Source organism: Halarcobacter mediterraneus, from assembly GCF_004116625.1.
Taxonomy (GTDB): Bacteria; Campylobacterota; Campylobacteria; order Campylobacterales; family Arcobacteraceae; genus Halarcobacter; species Halarcobacter mediterraneus.
Genome location: NZ_NXIE01000001.1, coordinates 690,556 through 708,403, shown reverse-complemented (window position 1 = coordinate 708,403; position 17,848 = coordinate 690,556). Strand labels below are relative to the sequence as shown.

Below are 17,848 nucleotides of genomic sequence, written 5' to 3'. Positions count from 1 at the left end.
AATGATACAATTTAGTACAAATAAACAAAAAGTATATTTTAAAACCTTTGGTTGCAGAACAAATGTTTTTGATACTCAAGTTATGATGAGTAGATTAGAAGATTTTGAAGTAACTACTGATGAGAAGAAAGCTGATATTGTAGTTATAAACTCATGTACAGTTACGAATAGTGCAGATAGTACAGCAAGAGGATATATCAACTCTTTAAATAAATTACCCAAGCCTCCAAGGGTTATTTTTACAGGTTGCGGTGTTTGGACAAAGGGTGAAAATCTTTTTAAAGATAATAAAATTGATTCACTTTTTGGACACAGTGAAAAAGAAAATATTAATGAACTTCTAAAAAAAGAAGAAAGATTTTTTGATGCTGGTGATTTAGAACATATTGATGATACTATTGTAGAAGAGTTTATTGGTAAAAGTAGGGCCTTTATAAAAATACAAGAAGGTTGTGATTTTAGATGTTCGTACTGTATTATTCCTTATGTAAGAGGAGATGCCAGAAGTTATAAAGAAGATAAAATCTTAGAGCAAGTTACAACTTTGGCTTCAAATGGTTTTGGAGAGTTTATTTTAACTGGAACAAATGTTGGTTCGTATGGTAAAAAACAACATACTTCTTTAGCAAAACTTCTTAAAAAAATGTCTTTAATAAAAGGTGTAAGAAGAATAAGAATGGGAAGTATTGAACCTATACAAATTGATGATGAGTTTAAAGAACTTATAAATGAACCTTTTATGGCAAAGCATTTACATATAGCACTTCAACATACTTCTAAAACTATGCTAAAAATTATGAATAGAAGAAATAAAGTATTATCTGATTTAGAACTTTTTGAGTTTTTAAAAGAAAATGGTTATGCTTTAGGAACAGATTTTATTGTAGGACATCCTGGAGAAAGTGATGAGTTATGGAAAGAAGCAGTTGAAAATCTTCATAGATTTCCTTTAACTCATGTTCATGCTTTTACTTACTCAAAAAGAGATGGAACACCAAGTGCTACAATGAAAGATGAAGTTCGTGGAGATATTTCAAAACTAAGATACAATGAACTTGTACAAATTATAAAAGATAAAAATTTAGCTTTTAGACAAAACAATACTAAGCCTTTAGATGTTTTAATTGAATCATATAAAAATGGAAAATATCATGGACTTGATCAACACTTTAATCAAATAGAAGTTGAAAGTAGTGCTGATTTAGTTGGTGATTGGATTACAATTGAAAACTATGAAGCAAAAGAAGATAAAAATGTGGCAAAATTTTAATAACAACAAAAACGATAATAAAAAGAACTTAGATAAAAGTATAAAACTAATGGCTATTTCTGCTATTGTTTTATTGGTTTTATTTATTTATACTCTTTATAAAAGTAGTGCTCATGTAGAATCAGGTTCTTATTATTTTGGAATTATTTTTTTACTTGGTTTATTATCTTTTGCAATTTTTGCAAGACTTAAACAAGATAAAATTCAAAAATTTTTAAACAAAAATATTAAAAATAATAATAGTTTTTCAAATGAACTACAAGAAGCAAAACAAAATACAAGTGAAGAAAAAACAGATTCTTCAATAAAAGCAGTGTCTTCGAATATAACTTTTAAAGATGTTGCTGGAATTGATGATGTAAAAGGAGAACTAGAAGAAATAGTTGATTTCTTAAATACTCCTAGTAAATATTTAGACTTTGGAGTAAAACTTCCAAAAGGTGTTTTACTTGTAGGACCTCCAGGAGTTGGTAAAACACTTATAGCAAGGGCAGTTGCAGGGGAAGCTGATGTTCCATTTTTTTATCAAAGTGGAGCAAGTTTTGTTCAAATATATGTAGGAATGGGAGCAAAAAAAGTAAGAGAACTTTTTATGAAAGCAAAGCAAAGTGCCCCTTCTATTGTATTTATTGATGAAATTGATGCAATTGGTAAAAAAAGAGATGGTAAATCAAATGATGAAAGAGAATCAACTTTAAACGAACTTTTAACTCAAATGGATGGATTTGAAGGAGATTCTGGTGTAATTGTTATTGCAGCTACAAATAAAATAAAAGTTTTAGATGAAGCTTTATTAAGACCTGGAAGATTTGATAGAAGAGTTTTTGTAAATCTTCCTAATATTGAAGATAGAAAAAGAATTTTAGAACTTTATTTAAATAAAAAACATTATGAATTTGATATTGATAGATTAGCTCAAGAAACTTCAGGTTTCTCATCAGCTGCACTTTCTACTTTGGTAAATGAAGCTTTATTAAATATGATTAAAAGAAGTTCAAAGATTGTAGAACAAAGTGATATTGATGTGGCAAAAACTAAAATAGAGTTTGGTAAAAAACAAGCTTTACTTTTAGATGAGGAGCAAAAAGAAATTTTGGCAATTTATCAAGCAAGTAAAGCATATATTAGTAAATCAAAAGTAGCTTTATTTGATGAAGGCATTACAAAAATTGATTCTGTATATCCTTCATATACTCAACTTTTAGAAAATATAAAAAGATATCTTAGTGGCTCAATAGCAGTAGAAGTAATAAAAAATGAAAAATATGCAATAAATTCTCAAGATATAATAAAAGCTTATGATTTAGCCCAAAAAATGGTAGATGAATATAAAATGTCAACAAATACTCAAAATATCATTGAAAAAGTTTCTAATACACTACGTTCAGAGCTTTCTCAAAATGTAGATGAAATAGTTAGATTAAAAGATATTATGCTAAAAAATGAGGTTATTTCAAGAGATGACATTTAAGTTTTTTTCAGGTTTTTCTTTAGAAAATGAAGAAGAACTTTTTGATGAGTATTTACAAAAAACAGATTTTACAGTAAGCGGTTTTTCTTATGGTGCTATTAAAGCTTTTGAGTATGCTTTAACTACTGAAAAAAGAGTTGATTTATTACAGCTTTTTTCTCCAGCTTTTTTTCAAACAAAAGATAAAAAATTCAAAAGAACGCAACTTCTTCATTTTAAAAAAGATGAAGAAGCCTATTCTAAAATTTTTTTACAAAATGTAGCTTTTCCTTCAAAAATTCAGATGACACAATATTTTAAATTAGGAAAATATGAAGAGTTAGAAGAACTTTTATCTTATGTTTGGGAAGAAAAAAATTTACAAAAACTTCTTGATAAAGGAACTAAAATAGAAGTTTATCTTGGGCAAAAAGATAAGATAATTGATACAACTACTGCAACAGATTTTTTTGCAAATTTTGCCACGGTGTATTATATTAAACAGAAAGGACATATTTTAAAATGAGTGAAAAACAAATTGCAAAAATTGGTATAATTACTGCAAGTGATAGGGCAAGTAAAGGAATATATGAAGATATTTCAGGACGTGCAATTGAAGAAACTATGAATGATTATTTAGTATCACCTTGGGAAGCTGTTTATAGATGTATAGAAGATAATCAAGAAACTATAGAAGAAACACTTAAAGAGTTAGTAGATAAAGAAAAATGTTGTTTAGTTGTAACAACAGGAGGAACAGGACCAGCAAAAAGAGATGTAACTCCAGAAGCTACAGAAGCTGTATGTGATAGAATGATGCCAGGATTTGGTGAACTAATGAGAGCAGAATCTTTAAAATTTGTTCCAACAGCAATTTTATCAAGACAAACAGCAGGTCTTAGAGGAAGTTCTTTGATTGTAAACCTTCCAGGAAAACCAAAATCTATAAGAGAGTGTTTAGATGCAGTTTTTCCAGCAATTCCATATTGTATTGATTTAATGGAAGGACCTTACTTAGAATGTAATGAAGAAGTGATTAAAGCCTTCAGACCTAAAAAGAAGTAAATCTATGAAACAGATATTTTTAGCTTTACTTTTTTCAGTAATTGGTTTTTTTATTGCAAGTCTCTTCTTTAGTGTTCCCCATGCTATTTTAGTTGCTTTATTAGTTTTACTTGTAACTTTATGGACAAACGAAGGTTTACCAATAGGTGTTGTTTCTTTACTTCCTATTATTCTTTTTCCTTCTTTTGGTATTTTAACTACAAATCAAACTGTATCAAATTATTCAAATTCTATTATATTTTTATTTTTAGGTGGTTTTATGATAGCAATAGCTACTCAAAAAACTGAACTTCATAAATATATTGCTAATAAGCTTTTGAATATTTTTCCTAGCACAACAAGGGGAATAATCTTTTCTTTAGCTGTTACATCAGCTTTTTTAAGTTCTTTGATTTCAAATACAACAACAGCATTATTACTTATTCCAATAGTAATGTTTTTAACTGAAGAAATTTCTTTAAAGTTAAGATTTGTTTTAGCAATTGCATATGGTGCAAGTATTGGGGGGATTGTAACTCCTATTGGAACACCACCAAACCTAATTTTGCTTGGATTCTTAGAACAGCATGAAATAGCTACTATACCTTTTGTAAACTGGATATTTTTAACTGCACCTTTAGCTATTATAATGTTAATAGTAATGCCATTTATTTTATCAATAGGAGCAAATAATATAACTCTTAGAGAGGATTTAGCTGAAAAACTTACTTTAACAAAAGAGCAAAAAAGATTATCTTTTCTTTTATTAGGACTTATTATTCTATTATTTGTGAATTCAAGAATAGAACCTTTTTACTCAGGACTTGGTTTAAATGAAAAGGGTATTTTATTAGGTTTTGGTCTTTTAATGTTTGTTCCAAAAATAGGTTTTTTGCAGTGGGAAGATACGAAAAAAATTCCTTATGAAATAATTTTCTTATTTGGTGCAGGTTTTTCTATTGCAATGGCATTTACGGTTTCAGGATTAGCTGAGGAAATAGCAAGTAATTTATTAGCTTTAACATCTTTACCTTTAATTCTTTTGATTATACTTGTTGCGGCTTTAGTAACTTTTACAACAGAGGTTACTTCAAATACAGCTTTAATTTCAATTGCTTTACCAATCATTTTTTCACTTGGAGAAGCTGCAAAAATTGATATTCAACTTATTTTACTCGTAGCTACAATTTGTGCTTCATATGCTTTTATGCTTCCTATTGCTACCCCTCCAAATGCAATTGCAATGAGTAGTGGGGCTGTAAAAGTAAAAGATATGGCTAAATATGGATTTGTTTTTAATCTTTTAGGTATTTTATTTGTTACTTTAGTAGCTTTAGTTTATTGGCAGTTTGTAATTTAGATAAAAGTAGACTTTAAAAGTCTACTTTTTAAAAACTTTCCCATTCATCATCTGATGAAGTATCTTTAAATGTTTGGTTTTTACTTTCTACTTTAGAAGAAATTTGTTTTTTAGTTTCTTGTTTAGGTTTTGAAGTTTTAGCTTTCACAGGTGTAAAATCTGTCTTTGTTTGATGATTAGAAGTGTTTACTTCTTTTGAAATATCAATACTATTTTTTCCTTCAAACTCTTTTTTATCAACTTCTGAAACTATATTTTTTGCTAAATTTGCTGTATTTAAAGCAATATCTTTTGTTTCTGTTGCTACGGCTGCATTCTTTTGTGTTTGTTGATCTAGTGAATTAATAGCATCATTTATTTGAATAATACCTGTCTCTTGTTCACTACTTGCATTTGTTACATCAGAAATCAATTCAATAGTTTTATCAATATTTGTATTTAGACTTGTATACCCATCAATCATTTTATCGGCAATTGTTTTACCTTCATTTGCTTTTATATTTGCATTTTCAACTAAGTCTTTTATTTCTTTAGCTGCTTCAGCAGATCTATTTGCAAGATTTCTAACTTCTTGTGCAACAACTGCAAAACCTTTTCCAGCTTCACCAGCAGTAGCTGCTTCAACAGCAGCATTTAGTGAAAGAATATTTGTTTGGAAAGCAATTTGGTCAATTACTGTAATAGCTTCATTTATAGAAGTTACTTGTTCATTTATTGCATCCATTGCAGTTGTTGTTTCATTTGCTAAGTTTTGTCCTTGACTAGCTGAGTTTGTAACTTCTTTTGCAAAGTTTGACATCTCAGCTACTTTAACACTTGTTGATTTCACATTTCCAGTAATCTCTTCTAAAGCAGCAGCAGTTTCTTCTAAACTTGCAGCAGCTTCATTTGATGCTTGATTTAAAGTGTCAACATTTTCTAAAAGAATATTAGATGAATTATCTAAGATAAGTCCATTTTTTTTATTATCTATTAACATTTGAGTAATTGAATCTCCAAGAGAGTTTACTCCCAAAGCAAGTTTTTCTAAATGCTCTTTTATTCCAGATGTATTAACTCTACTCGTATAATTGTAGTTTGAATACTTATCTAATACTTCAAGAATATTTTCAATATTTGTTTCTAATCTTGTCCCCATTTCATTAAGAACGTCTCTTAGTTTATTTAAAGCAGGATTTTTTACTTCAGTAGTGATTCTTTGACTTAAATCACCTTGTTCGAACTCTCCTAAAACTTTAATTGATTCATCAATTATTGCTCTATCTTCTTCTAAACCTTCTTTTGCTTTAAGAATATTCTCATTTACAACTTGTGACATTAAACCTATTTCATCTAAACTGTCAGTTTGTAGTTCTTTTACATTGTCAGCTTCTCTATTTACATAGTTAAAGAAACCAAGAAGACCATCTTGAAAGTTTTTTAATCTTTTTACAATCACATTATTTATAATAATAATTGTTCCAGCAATAACAATTATTAAAACACCAATAGCAATGGCAATAATAAGATTTCTAATTGCATTTGGAGTAATTAGAACTTCTGCCTCATCAATTTCTGAAAGAATAGCCCAATGAAAATCTTCTCCAACTTTTATTTGTGAGTAAGCAGATAATACAGGATTTCCATTATAATCAATAATAATCTCTGTATTTTCTTTTCCTTCAAGTGCATTTTTACTGGCTTTTGTATCTATTTTATTTTTATTTGCAAAAGACTCTTTCAAAGAGTAGCTTGTAGGATTTAAGTAGCTATCACTTCTCATAAGTTTATCTTCACCAACTAGATAATCTTCTTGCGATTTTCCATAACCTTCTCTAAACTGCATAATTGAATTAATAGCTCTATCACTAATTTGAAATACTAAAATTGCAATAGTTTGATTGTTTTCTTTAATTGGACTACCCAAAAACATTGCTGGTTCATTGTTACTAGGTTCATAAGGTTTCATATCAATGAAAGTTGCTCTATCATTTTCTAATGTTTGTTTGTAAACTTCTCCTAGACCACTATTTTTTAAAGAACCATATTTTAAGTTGGTTCCATAATCTGATTCTTTAGCAGCAGTATAAATTACATGACCAGTTTTTGAATCAATTATAAAAATATCATAATATCCATACTCTTTTAGATAAAATTGTAAGTACTCTTCATGTTTTTGAGTAACTTCTTTTACATAAGGATTATTTACTGGAAATTTTGCTTTTGAATCAATTTCTAAAATATTGTATGTATTTTCAAGTTCTTCTATAAGTTCTTTCATATTATGACTTTTAGATAGGACGTTAATATCTCCAATTCTTTCTTTAAAGAAACCTGTAATTTGATTTGCTTTAGAATCTCTTGCAGCAGTTAGCATTGCATAATTTTGTTCTAAAAGACTTTTTTTGGCTTCTGAAACAGAAAAAGTTGTAACAATTACTGCTAAAAGAGTAAGTGCAAAAACAACAAGAGTTATGACTTTTGCTTTGATTGTCATTTTTTTAAACATGAGCTTCTCCAGTGTGTTTATTTATTAACCATTATAATGAAGTTAATATTTAATGTAAATAAAATGTGAAAGAGTTATAAAAAAGAAAGAAATAATATATAAGCTAATTAGTTGATAAATCAATATCTATGAGTCTTTTTTATATTTATGAATTATAAAATAATCTAATTAGATGGTTGTATATTTTTTAATCAGTATATTTCTAGTCTTAATTATAAATATGTATAGCAATAAAAGATGAAGTTTTAAATAATAACTTCATCTAAATTAGTATCTCTTACTTTTTGTATTTTAAAAGTTGAGTTTGCTACTTTTCTTGGAGTTTCCTCTTTATATTTTTGAATTACATCATTTATTGTTTTTAATTCTTCTTTTGAGAATAGTGATTTATCGAACTCTTCTTCCATTTTTAAAAATTTTAATTCTATGAAGTTTTCTTTTGTAATAACTTCAATATCTAAATAATCAAGTAATTCTTGAATAATATACAATCTTTCATCTTCTTCATCTAAGTCTTCACTATTTGCAATAATATCAAATATTTCACCTAAAACTACAGGATGAGGATTTCTTTTGTCTTTTATATACTCTTCATTAAAGATTTTTTTTGAATATTTTTCTTGATTGTGAAAGTCACACAAAAAAAGTAAGATAGAAACTTTTCTATCATTTAGGTGTGCTACCTCTTGCTCTATCATATATAAAATTGCATTTGCAACTTTTGTAATATCTATTTTCAATTTTGTCCTTTTTATTAAGCCTATTAATTTTAGGGCAATTCTAACGAAATTTTCTTGAAAACTGTAGAAGACTTGCTTTTAAAAAATTATTCAGCTATAGTGTACGTACTTAAGATGAATCGAGTTCATCAATTCTTATATATGTTTTTTATTAATTACTGCTTCATTGATATTACTTATTTAAAAATCTAACTCATTATATCTTTTCAAAAAAATAACAAAGGATAAATATGTCAATTACACATATTAAAACAAATAAAAAAATCGAAGTTTTATTAAGACTATTAAAAAATAATGAAACTTTAATGGTAGCTAGCTCTAAAGCTGGATTAAGTATGGATAAATCAATTCAAGTTATTGCTAATAGATAAACTCTACAGTCAAAGAGAAAATATTTTTCTCTTTTAACTATACTCTTCTGTCAATTTATTATAAAATTTTACGTATTGAGTGTTACCTTCATCCCTTGCTTTCATTGCAGGTCTTGGGTGTTCATTTAATTTTCCTGTTAACATATAAGGAACAGAATAACCCCAATCTAACTCTTTTTCTAAAGGTACAATATATTCTTCAATAAATTTTAAAACAGGAGTTAGCTTATATTTTGGATTTTTTAGAAAACCAACTAATAATTCCATTGGGCAATTTCCTGCTCCTCTTCCTAGTCCTGATACTGTTACATCAAGGAAACTTGTTCCATAAACCATAGCTTCAAGTGTATTTGCATATGCTAGTTGTAAATTATTGTGTGCATGAATACCTACTTTTTTACCAACACTTTTTGCAACTGTTAAATACTTTTCAGTAAGTTTATTAATTTGCTCAGGGTAAAAAGAACCAAAACTATCTGCAATATAAATTACATCAACATTTGATTTACTCACTTGTTCTAAGACTTGATCTAATTCATCATCAAAAGATTTTGAAATAGCCATTATATTACAAGTTGTTTCATAACCTTTTGCATGAAAATCTTCTATTAATTCAATAGCTTCTGGCAATTGATGAATATAAGTAGCAACTCTAATCATATCAACAACACTTTCACTTTTTAAAGGAATTTCTTCTTTTATTGTTCTTCCAACATCAGCCATAACAGCTAATTTCATATTAGTATTGTTTTCTCCAACAATTCTTCTAATATCTTCTTCTTTACAGAAATTCCAAGGTCCATACTCATCTTCACTCATAACAGTTGGTGAAACATTTTTACCAATTTCCATATAATCAATTCCAGCTGCAACACATGCTTCATAGTTAGCTTTTACAAATTCATCTGAAAAGTGATAATTATTTACTAATCCACCATCTCTTATAGTGCAGTCAAAAACTTTGATATCTTCTCTAACTGAAAGTATAGAACCTTTTCTTTCTAACATAATTTATTCCTATTTTCGTGTAATTAATTTAAAGCTAAAATAATACCTTAAAGTTATAAAAAGGATTATTAAATATTATCTATTATAATTTCTTCTATCTTTACCTTGAAAGTTTTCATTTCTATTTCTATCTCTAACTTTAAGATTTTCTTTTCCTTCAAATTGCATATTCATAGTTTCTTCAACGTTTTTATCGGCAATTTTATTTAAACTAAATGATATAGATTTTACATTTTCTGCAATATTTGCATTTTCTTGGGTTAAAATATCAATTTGTGAAACAGTTGAATTAATTTGAGAAATTCCTCTTTCTTGTTCGATTGAAGCATTTACTACATTTCCTATTAGTTTTGTAGTTTCATTTATATTTTCATTTAAAATTTGATAACCTTCAATCATTTTATCAGCAATATCTTTTCCTTCATTTGCTTTTGATGTTGCATTTTCTACTAAATCTTTTATTTGTTTTGCTGCTTCTGCACTTCTATTTGCAAGATTTCTAACTTCACCTGCAACAACAGCAAAACCTTTTCCAGCTTCACCTGCTGTTGCTGCTTCTACAGCTGCATTTAGTGATAATATATTTGTTTGAAAAGCTATTTGGTCAATCATTTCAATTGCTTCATGTACAGCATTTGTTGAATTATTTATTTCATTCATTGCACTTACTGTTCTTGAACTTAAACTCATACCTTCGTTAATCTCTTTTTTTACATTCTCCCCATACTCTGCCATATCTTTTGCTGTTTGAGAAGTTGTTGAAATTCTATTTGTAATTTCTTCAATAGCTGTAGAGGCTTCTTCAAGAGAGGCTGCTTGAGAAGAAGTTGCTTCAGATAGTTTTGTAGAATTATCTAATAATACTTTTGATTCTTTTTGCATTACTAAACTTGTTCTATAGGTTGAAGCAAGATTCTTTGTAATTTCATCTTTTAAATAGTTTACACCTTTAGCAAGATTTTTTAATTCTCCTCCACGAAAAATATTTTCATCAATACTACTTAAAAAGTTTTGATGAGAATACTCATCTAATACTTTATCAATTTTTGTAAGTGAAGTTTCAAGTTTCTCTGACATTTTATTAAAGGTCTTAGCAATATAGTTTAACTTTTCATTGGAAGTTGTTTTAGTTATTCTATCATCAGTGAAACCATCTGAAAGCTTTTCAGCACAAATCATTATTTCACCATAAATAGTAATATCTTCTTGTTGTTTTTGTTCTATTAGATTTGATAAATTAACTACTTTTTTCATAATTTCATTATTAGAATTATGATTTTCTAAATTAATTTTATTTATATCGCCTTTTATAAAAGCTTCTATTTTATCTAAAGCTTCAATTATTTCATTATTATTATTTGATTTAAAAAACATGGATAACCTCTATTTTAATGTTTTATATAAAGCTTCAGCTTGGAAGATTTCTTCTTTTGTAGGTTTAACCCTAACTGAAAGATACCTTGTTTCTCCATTTATTGTTTTTGAAGGAAACGCCGTTGCATTTACCCAATAAAAGCCACCATCTTTTGTTTTATTCTTGACTATACCATTCCATACTTTGCCTGCTTGCATAGTATCCCACATATCTTTGAAAGCTGCCTTTGGCATATCTTCATGTCTTACAAAATTATGACCTTGTCCTATTAGCTCATCTTTTGTATATCCTGCAATTGTGCAAAAATCTTCATTGGCATAAACTATGATTCCTTTTGCGTTTGTCTCCGATACTATCATTGTATCTTTATTTAAAATTGTTTCACGTCCCATAATATTCCCTACTAATTTCGCGATTATATAATAGTTTTACTGTAATTAAATTTATATATCATTATTAATTTTTCTAATAATTATTATCTCAAATATTACAATTTGTAGCTATTTATAAAATAATTAAACCTTTTAAGATATAATTCGCCCATGAATGAAATAATAAAAAAATTAGATTTAGTAGAATATATAGATTCTTTTTCAAAACTTTTTGCAAGGCAAAAGTCTATTATATTAGAAGGGGATATTAATCTTCATTTTAGATTGATAAATGAACTTTCAAAATATGATATTAAACAACCTCAAGTAGTTGAAAATTTAGATACTCAAATAATTCATATTCAAAAACAAGGTATTTTAAAATCTTATGAAATTTATGAATTTGTAAAAGTTATTAATTATTTTTTATACCTCAAAAGATTTTCTTTTGAGGGAAAACTTCAAGAATGGATTGAAAAAATTATTGTGCCTCAAGAAATAATCAATATTTGTGATTATTTTGATGAAAAAGCAAAGTTAAAACATGGAGTAGATGAAGACTATGATAGAGTTGTTGAAGCAATAAAACAAAATAAACAAGAGATAAAACAAAACCTTTATAAAACTATAAATTCAAGTAAAGTTAGAACTTATATGGTCGATTCTCAAGTTCATTATATAAATGGTGAAGAATGTTTACTTGTAAGGGGTGGATTTAATCATGTCTTAAAAGCACAAGTTTTAGATAGATCAAATTCTGGGTTCTTTTATGTTTTACCTCATAGTGTTAGCAGTTTAAAACAAAAACAAAATGATTTACAAAATAAGCAAGAAGAGATTTTGTTAAAATTATGTAAACAGGTTACTTCTATTTTTGAAAAAAACTTATTATTTTTAAAGTTTATAAATAAAGAGTTTGATAGGTTTGACCATTATCAAGCAAGATTATATTTTGCTAAAATTGGGGATAAAAATTTTATTTTACCAAATAAAAAAGGTATAAATAAACTTGTGGATTTTAAACATCCAGCACTACATGAACCAAAACCAATAACAATAGATTTTTCAAAGTCTGTTATTATGATTACTGGGGTAAATGCAGGTGGTAAAACAATGATGCTAAAATCAATTTTAAGTGCAGTATTTTTATCAAAGTATTTACTTCCTTATAAGGCTAATAAAGAGACTCAAATAGCAAATTTTAAATCAATTCAAGCAGTACTTGATGATCCACAAAGTGTGAAAAATGATATCTCAACTTTTGCAGGAAGAATGGTAGAGTTTTCTAAGTTATTTTCTAGTAAAGGTGCTATAGTTGGTGTTGATGAAATTGAGCTTGGAACAGATTCTGATGAAGCAGCAAGTTTGTTTAAAGTAATAATAGAAGATTTAATTCAAAAAGATATGAAGATTATTATTACAACTCACCATAAAAGACTTGCAGCACTTATGGCTTCAAATGAAGATGTGGAGTTAATAGCAGCTCTTTATGATGAAGAAAGCCAAAAGCCAACTTATGAATTTTTGCAAGGGACAATTGGAAAATCATATGCCTTTGAAACTGCAAGTAGATATGGAATCCCTGGCAATGTAATTAAAAGAGCAAAGCAAGTTTATGGGGAAGATAAAGATAGGTTAAATGAACTTATTGAAAGAAGTTCTGCTTTGGAAATAGAATTAAAACAAAAAATTGCAAAACTTGACGAAGAAATAAATGAGCATGAAAGATTAAATAGAAATCTAAAAGAGACAAAAGAGAGTTTAGATACTCATATTTTTATGGAAAAATCAAAACTTCATAGAGAATACAAAGATGCAAGAAATGAAGCTAAAAAAGCTATAAAAGCTAAAATTTCAAAGGAAGGGCATAGACATTTAAATACAGCTCATCAAAAAGCTTCTCAAATAAAAACAGAAAAAGTAAAAGAAATTGAAGAGAATTTAAAAGAAGGAGATAGAGTTAAATATAGAAACTCTAAGGGTGTAATTGTTTCAATTAAAGGTAAAAAAGCCTATATTGAAAATGAAATGGGAATGAGACTTCAAGTTCCATTACTTGAACTTTCAAGAAGTGGTAATCCTCCTAAAATTAAAGCTAAGCCAAAAGCAACTGTTTCTGTTGCAAAACCAGATTCTGGACATGTGAAACTTGACTTACATGGACAAAGAGTTGAAGAAGCTTTAGAGAACCTTGATAAGTTTATTTCAGATGCTTTAATAGCAGGTTTTGATGAAGTTTTAGTATATCATGGAATTGGTACAGGAAAATTAGCAGCAGCTACTAAAAAGTATCTTGATAAGCATCCTAAGATAAAATCATATGAAGATGCTCATCCAAGTTCAGGTGGTTTTGGCGCAAAAGTTATAAAGCTATAAACTATTTATACAAAAGTATAAATAGTTTATTTTAAAGATTTTACAAAAGTTTCCATTGTCTCATTTGCTGTATCATTTGGAGCTTCAAGGAAATTTATTACAAAATTATCTTCCATTTCACAAACTCCAATACTTCTAGGTCTTACAGCTAAAACCTCAGGTGTAGGTAATTCTTTCCCAAAACAAAAGACTATATTTTTTGCAGCTTTTATTCTTGGGTTTATTTCAGAACCTTCTAAAGAACTTGTATGTGCGTATTGATCAAAAGTAGCAATATAAGAAATAACAGGATGCTTATCTATTTTTTCTTTTAGTGCTTCAATAATTTCATCAACATTATTAAAAATTAGTTCTTCTTTTCTATAAATAATTTCATAAATATGATATTTGTCTTTAAATATTTTTTGTTTCATTTTTATCCTTTTTAGTTTATTGAAATAAATGATTTAATTGCACAATCCATTCTTTCTTTTATATCTTGTGCATTTATTTTCATATAATCAATTTGTATTTTATATAGCAATTCTTTTTCTAGTTTAAATTCAAAAACTAAATAACCTGCATACAGTTTAGCTTTATCACTTTTTTTACCCTTATCTTCTTTGTCATTTTCATAAATATATAAATCAATAACTAGCTTTTTGTCTAAGTTCTGTTTTTCACTCATATATTTATCTAAAACAGAGTTTAAGTCTAAAAGAGCTTTTTCTTTATTATATAAATTGATTAATTGAGATTTCATATACTTTGAGTAGTCTATTCTTGATACAATTTCTATATTTTGAGTTTTCAATAATTTTTTTGCTTCTTGAATTTTGTCTTTTTTGAAAATTCTTTCAAAGGTTGTAGTTTTTTCTTGACAAGCTACTCTTTTACTTTTTAAACTTTTTTGATTCATTTGTTCATAAATACCATAGGCAAAAAATAAAGCAATAGTTGTGACTAGTACTATTAAGAATTTATTCATAGCAATATCCTTAACTTTTTTTAGAATATTACTATGAAAAGTATTATAAGTAAATTAAATTAAACTATTATAATTATAAGTTATAATTATTTTCTTTTTGAAACATTCAGATTAAAAATAGTCCATTTTGTATTTTTATCATTTATAATATTGATTCCTTCTTCTACTATAATGGCATTTTTATCAATAGATTTTTCTTTTGTTAAGTAATTTACTACTTCTATACCTCTTTGTTTTGCCAAGTTTTTTAGTTCTTCTTTTGATACTTTTTCTAAAGAAGCTAATTCTTCTCTTAAAAATCTTACATAAGATTTTGTATCAAAAATCTTTTCTTTGTCTTTTGTTTCTTTAGTAAATCTTTCTACTACTTCATCTAAATCCTGAGTCTCTATTTTTTCTTCAAAAATCTCTTCTAGTGCTTTTTTATACTTGTCTTTTCCTGAAATATTTTTTATTTTTTCTCTTAATACTATTTGAAATTTTTTATTTTGAAGGGCTTCAAAATCATATTTTTCATGATAAGCTATTTTAATACTTATTGCTAATTTTTTTCTTTTTTCTAAAATTTTTGCAATATTATCTAAAGACTCTTTTTCTGATGCAAGTATTTGTGCACTTCCATACTCAAAATCCAAAGTCTTAATTTTTTCAGGGTCAAAACCAAAAATAGAGCCTAATAATTGAAAGGGTGAAGAAATAGCTTTTGTAATTAAATTTGTAAAAGCTTTCCAAACAATTGCTCCAATAGAAAATTTAGGGTCATCTACATTTCCTGTAACGGGTATTTCTAAATCAATAACTCCATTAGTATCTTCTAATAATGCTATTGCTAATTCTAGTGGTAAGTTTGTAGCCTCATCACTTTTTACAGTTTTTCCTAATTTTATATCACTAATGATAATTGAGTTACTTGCTTTTAAATCAGATTTTGTAATATTGTATTTTAAATCAAGATTTAATTTTCCACTTTCAATTTCTCTACCTACAAACTTCCCAGAATAAGGAGTAAAATTTTTAATGGCAATATTTTTAAAAAGTAAATTTGTATCTGTTAGAAGTTTTATATCAGTTACATTTACAATACCAGTTATTTTTGTATAACCATATTTATCAACTTCTCCTTCAAGTTTTAGTCTTGTAGGTTTTGATGAAGAAGAATCAAGTTTTGAAAAGTTTCCACTAAGATTTGTGATATCTGTTTTAAAAGGAATAGGTAAGTTTTTATCTTCAAAACTCATTGTTGCATTTTTGATATTAAATGGACCTATATCAAAAGCAAAATTATTTGTATTTGTTTTTTTACTTTTTACTATTTTTTCTTCTATTTTTGTGTCTTTCGTTTTTTCTTGTTTTTTTAGTGTAACACCAATAAAAGGTTCATTTAAAGAAGAAGACTTTATCTTCATATGATTATTTATATATGAAACTTTATTTACAAGTAAATTTATATTTTTTGATAAAACAGCTACTTTTGAAATATCATCTTTATAGTTTATTTCTGGTTGAATTAAGTTTATAGAAGAAACTTCAATATCTTCTTTTTGTTTTTTTAAGTCTTGAATTTCTAGTGTTAAATCTTTTGCTAAAATCTCTTTTTTTGTTTTATTATCATTAAACTCAAGTGAAGGATTTAAAAGTTTGATACTATTTATAAAAAGATTATTATCATGAAAATTTGTTTGGTTAATTTCTAGATTTAAATTTTGAGCTTTTACTTTTATCTCATCTTTTTTACTATTAAAATCAAATACTTCATTTTTCAAAGTAGCTTTTTCTAGTAAAGCTTTTGACCCATCATATGATAAATCTTTCAAAGATAAATCGATATTTTCTCCTAAAAGATTTAACATTGCATTTTCATCAAAGTAAGTAAGTTTTGATTTAATTAAATTAAAATTACTTACTTTGATATTCCAAGGTTTTGAGTTTTCTTCTTTTTTACTTTTTTCTTCTGTCTTAGTTTCTTCTTTAGGTAGATTAAATAGTTTGTTTAGATTTATTTTTTCTTCTTTATCTACTGTAATATTTGTATCTAGCTTGTTTAAAGTAAAGTTTTCAACTAAAACATTGTTTTGTGGATACTTTAGATTAAGATTATTTAAATTTAAAGCTTTTAAAGAAAGAAGAGTATTCTTTTCTTGTATTAACTCTAAATCTTTTAAATCAAAGTTTAGATTATTTATATCAATTGTTAAACTGTCTTTATAATCAAGAATATATCCAAAGTCTAAATCAATAGTAGATTTTTTTGGTGAATCAAAATTAAATAATTCAGCTTTATATGCTAAATATTCACCAGGTTTTAAATTTGTAAGTTTCACATTTCCATACATATGAAATGGAGATAATTTCATTCCACCTTTAATAAGTAATTTTGCGTGTTTGTTGATTAAAATATCCAAATTATGTGAAGCTAAATTATTACTAAAAGTTCCCATATCATATAAAGTATAATTTAAATCATTTATCTCAACTTCAAAAGGTTTTTTATTTTTTTCAAGTTTTGTAAACTTTACCTTTGCTTTTTCTATTATTGTTTTAAATATTTGAAATTTTATTGTTTGTGTTGACTCTTCTGTAGAAACTTTTGTCTTTGTATCATCAGTTGATTCTTTAAGTAGTTTTTCTACGTTAAAGCTTTTATCTTCATTTTCTATAATATGAACAAAAACATTTGATATTTTTAAATCTTTAAAAGCAAGATATCTTTTATCTATTGACTTAAAAAAGTTAAAGTCTACATAAAGTTTTTCTAAACTAAAAGTAGTTTTTTCATTTTGTGAGATTTTAAAATTATGAATAGAAAAATTTAAAAGAAAAGGATTGAATTCAATTTTTTCTAAAGTAGCAGTTTGAGTGATATTTTTATTAATATTTTCAATTATAATAGGCTTTAAGATTTTTGGAAGAATAATAAATCCTAATAGTGAATAAATAATAAAAATTGAAGAAATGATTATTAATAGTTTGTTTTTTTTCATAAAATACCTTTTTTATGTTCAATATAATTATAACTTAATATTAGCTA

The 17,848-nt window shown here is 26.5% G+C and carries 15 protein-coding genes; 7 read left to right on the top strand and 8 right to left on the bottom strand.

Going from position 1 to position 17,848, the window contains the following annotated elements:
• Nucleotides 1-4: 4 nt before the first annotated feature.
• From mtaB to CP965_RS03570, 5 genes are read left to right on the top strand one after another with little or no spacing between them, the layout of a single operon-like run.
• Nucleotides 5-1,270 carry a tRNA (N(6)-L-threonylcarbamoyladenosine(37)-C(2))-methylthiotransferase MtaB gene (gene mtaB / locus CP965_RS03590; protein WP_129060818.1) on the top strand — a complete coding sequence of 422 codons (1,266 nt, stop codon included), beginning with the start codon at nucleotides 5-7 and terminating at the stop codon, nucleotides 1,268-1,270.
• Nucleotides 1,233-2,741, top strand: coding sequence for an AAA family ATPase (locus CP965_RS03585; protein ID WP_228712672.1), 1,509 nt, complete (start codon nucleotides 1,233-1,235; stop codon nucleotides 2,739-2,741). The genes mtaB and CP965_RS03585 overlap by 38 nt, the downstream gene beginning before the upstream one ends.
• Nucleotides 2,731-3,246 (top strand): pimelyl-ACP methyl ester esterase BioV, encoded by a 516-nt coding sequence (bioV, locus tag CP965_RS03580; RefSeq protein ID WP_129060683.1) that lies wholly within the window; start codon nucleotides 2,731-2,733, stop codon nucleotides 3,244-3,246. Before CP965_RS03585 ends, bioV begins: the two co-directional genes overlap by 11 nt.
• Nucleotides 3,243-3,785, top strand: coding sequence for a molybdopterin adenylyltransferase (mog, locus tag CP965_RS03575; protein ID WP_129060682.1), 543 nt, complete (start codon nucleotides 3,243-3,245; stop codon nucleotides 3,783-3,785). The genes bioV and mog overlap by 4 nt, the downstream gene beginning before the upstream one ends.
• A 4-nt stretch (nucleotides 3,786-3,789) precedes the next feature.
• Nucleotides 3,790-5,124 carry an SLC13 family permease gene (locus CP965_RS03570; protein ID WP_129060681.1) on the top strand — a complete coding sequence of 445 codons (1,335 nt, stop codon included), beginning with the start codon at nucleotides 3,790-3,792 and terminating at the stop codon, nucleotides 5,122-5,124.
• A 28-nt stretch (nucleotides 5,125-5,152) separates the two neighbouring features.
• Here the strand turns inward: CP965_RS03570 and CP965_RS03565 are convergent, their stop codons facing one another.
• Both CP965_RS03565 and CP965_RS03560 read right to left on the bottom strand, forming a co-directional pair.
• Nucleotides 5,153-7,612: a methyl-accepting chemotaxis protein gene (locus CP965_RS03565; protein ID WP_228712663.1), complete on the bottom strand. Its 2,460-nt coding sequence runs from the start codon at nucleotides 7,610-7,612 to the stop codon at nucleotides 5,153-5,155.
• A 245-nt stretch (nucleotides 7,613-7,857) separates the two neighbouring features.
• Complete coding sequence (locus CP965_RS03560) at nucleotides 7,858-8,352, bottom strand: type II toxin-antitoxin system antitoxin SocA domain-containing protein (protein WP_129060680.1); 495 nt, start codon at nucleotides 8,350-8,352, stop codon at nucleotides 7,858-7,860.
• 230 nt (nucleotides 8,353-8,582) lie between these two features.
• On the opposite strand from CP965_RS03560, the gene CP965_RS14090 reads away from it, so the two are divergent.
• Nucleotides 8,583-8,723: a hypothetical protein gene (locus tag CP965_RS14090; RefSeq protein ID WP_164970987.1), complete on the top strand. Its 141-nt coding sequence runs from the start codon at nucleotides 8,583-8,585 to the stop codon at nucleotides 8,721-8,723.
• A 33-nt stretch (nucleotides 8,724-8,756) separates the two neighbouring features.
• Here CP965_RS14090 and CP965_RS03555 read toward each other — a convergent pair whose 3' ends face one another.
• The 3 genes from CP965_RS03555 to CP965_RS03545 all read right to left on the bottom strand — a co-directional run bounded on the left by CP965_RS03555 (nucleotide 8,757) and on the right by CP965_RS03545 (nucleotide 11,498).
• Nucleotides 8,757-9,731, bottom strand: coding sequence for an aldolase catalytic domain-containing protein (locus CP965_RS03555; RefSeq protein WP_129060679.1), 975 nt, complete (start codon nucleotides 9,729-9,731; stop codon nucleotides 8,757-8,759).
• Nucleotides 9,732-9,806: 75 nt separating this feature from the next.
• Entirely contained in the window at nucleotides 9,807-11,105 is a 1,299-nt protein-coding gene (locus CP965_RS03550; protein ID WP_129060678.1) for a methyl-accepting chemotaxis protein, read from the bottom strand.
• 9 nt (nucleotides 11,106-11,114) lie between these two features.
• Entirely contained in the window at nucleotides 11,115-11,498 is a 384-nt protein-coding gene (locus CP965_RS03545) for a PAS domain-containing protein (RefSeq protein ID WP_129060677.1), read from the bottom strand.
• Nucleotides 11,499-11,648: 150 nt separating this feature from the next.
• Here CP965_RS03545 and CP965_RS03540 point away from each other — a divergent pair, with 150 nt between their 5' ends.
• Entirely contained in the window at nucleotides 11,649-13,853 is a 2,205-nt protein-coding gene (locus CP965_RS03540) for an endonuclease MutS2 (RefSeq protein WP_129060676.1), read from the top strand.
• 26 nt (nucleotides 13,854-13,879) lie between these two features.
• Here CP965_RS03540 and CP965_RS03535 read toward each other — a convergent pair whose 3' ends face one another.
• The 3 genes from CP965_RS03535 to CP965_RS03525 form a co-directional block, all read right to left on the bottom strand.
• A complete protein-coding gene (locus CP965_RS03535) occupies nucleotides 13,880-14,266 on the bottom strand; it encodes a DUF6858 family protein (protein ID WP_129060675.1) in 387 nt (128 codons plus the stop codon).
• Nucleotides 14,267-14,277: 11 nt separating this feature from the next.
• The gene (locus CP965_RS03530; RefSeq protein ID WP_129060674.1) at nucleotides 14,278-14,820 is read right to left on the bottom strand and encodes a hypothetical protein; all 543 of its coding nucleotides are present in this window, start codon (nucleotides 14,818-14,820) and stop codon (nucleotides 14,278-14,280) included.
• A gap of 86 nt (nucleotides 14,821-14,906) precedes the next feature.
• On the bottom strand, nucleotides 14,907-17,801 hold the full coding sequence (locus CP965_RS03525; protein WP_129060673.1) for a DUF748 domain-containing protein: 2,895 nt from the start codon (nucleotides 17,799-17,801) through the stop codon (nucleotides 14,907-14,909).
• Nucleotides 17,802-17,848: the final 47 nt, after the last annotated feature.

Excerpts from the sequence above, each read along its gene's own strand:
- CP965_RS14090 (WP_164970987.1), top strand. The coding sequence starts at position 8,583 with ATGTCAATTACACATATTAAAACAAATAAAAAAATCGAAGTTTTATTA.
- CP965_RS03525 (WP_129060673.1), bottom strand. The coding sequence starts at position 17,801 with ATGAAAAAAAACAAACTATTAATAATCATTTCTTCAATTTTTATTATT.
- CP965_RS03545 (WP_129060677.1), bottom strand. The coding sequence starts at position 11,498 with ATGGGACGTGAAACAATTTTAAATAAAGATACAATGATAGTATCGGAG.
- CP965_RS03565 (WP_228712663.1), bottom strand. The coding sequence starts at position 7,612 with ATGTTTAAAAAAATGACAATCAAAGCAAAAGTCATAACTCTTGTTGTT.
- CP965_RS03555 (WP_129060679.1), bottom strand. The coding sequence starts at position 9,731 with ATGTTAGAAAGAAAAGGTTCTATACTTTCAGTTAGAGAAGATATCAAA.
- CP965_RS03585 (WP_228712672.1), top strand. The coding sequence starts at position 1,233 with ATGAAGCAAAAGAAGATAAAAATGTGGCAAAATTTTAATAACAACAAA.
- CP965_RS03570 (WP_129060681.1), top strand. The coding sequence starts at position 3,790 with ATGAAACAGATATTTTTAGCTTTACTTTTTTCAGTAATTGGTTTTTTT.
- CP965_RS03540 (WP_129060676.1), top strand. The coding sequence starts at position 11,649 with ATGAATGAAATAATAAAAAAATTAGATTTAGTAGAATATATAGATTCT.
- CP965_RS03535 (WP_129060675.1), bottom strand. The coding sequence starts at position 14,266 with ATGAAACAAAAAATATTTAAAGACAAATATCATATTTATGAAATTATT.
- bioV (WP_129060683.1), top strand. The coding sequence starts at position 2,731 with ATGACATTTAAGTTTTTTTCAGGTTTTTCTTTAGAAAATGAAGAAGAA.
- CP965_RS03530 (WP_129060674.1), bottom strand. The coding sequence starts at position 14,820 with ATGAATAAATTCTTAATAGTACTAGTCACAACTATTGCTTTATTTTTT.
- CP965_RS03550 (WP_129060678.1), bottom strand. The coding sequence starts at position 11,105 with ATGTTTTTTAAATCAAATAATAATAATGAAATAATTGAAGCTTTAGAT.
- mog (WP_129060682.1), top strand. The coding sequence starts at position 3,243 with ATGAGTGAAAAACAAATTGCAAAAATTGGTATAATTACTGCAAGTGAT.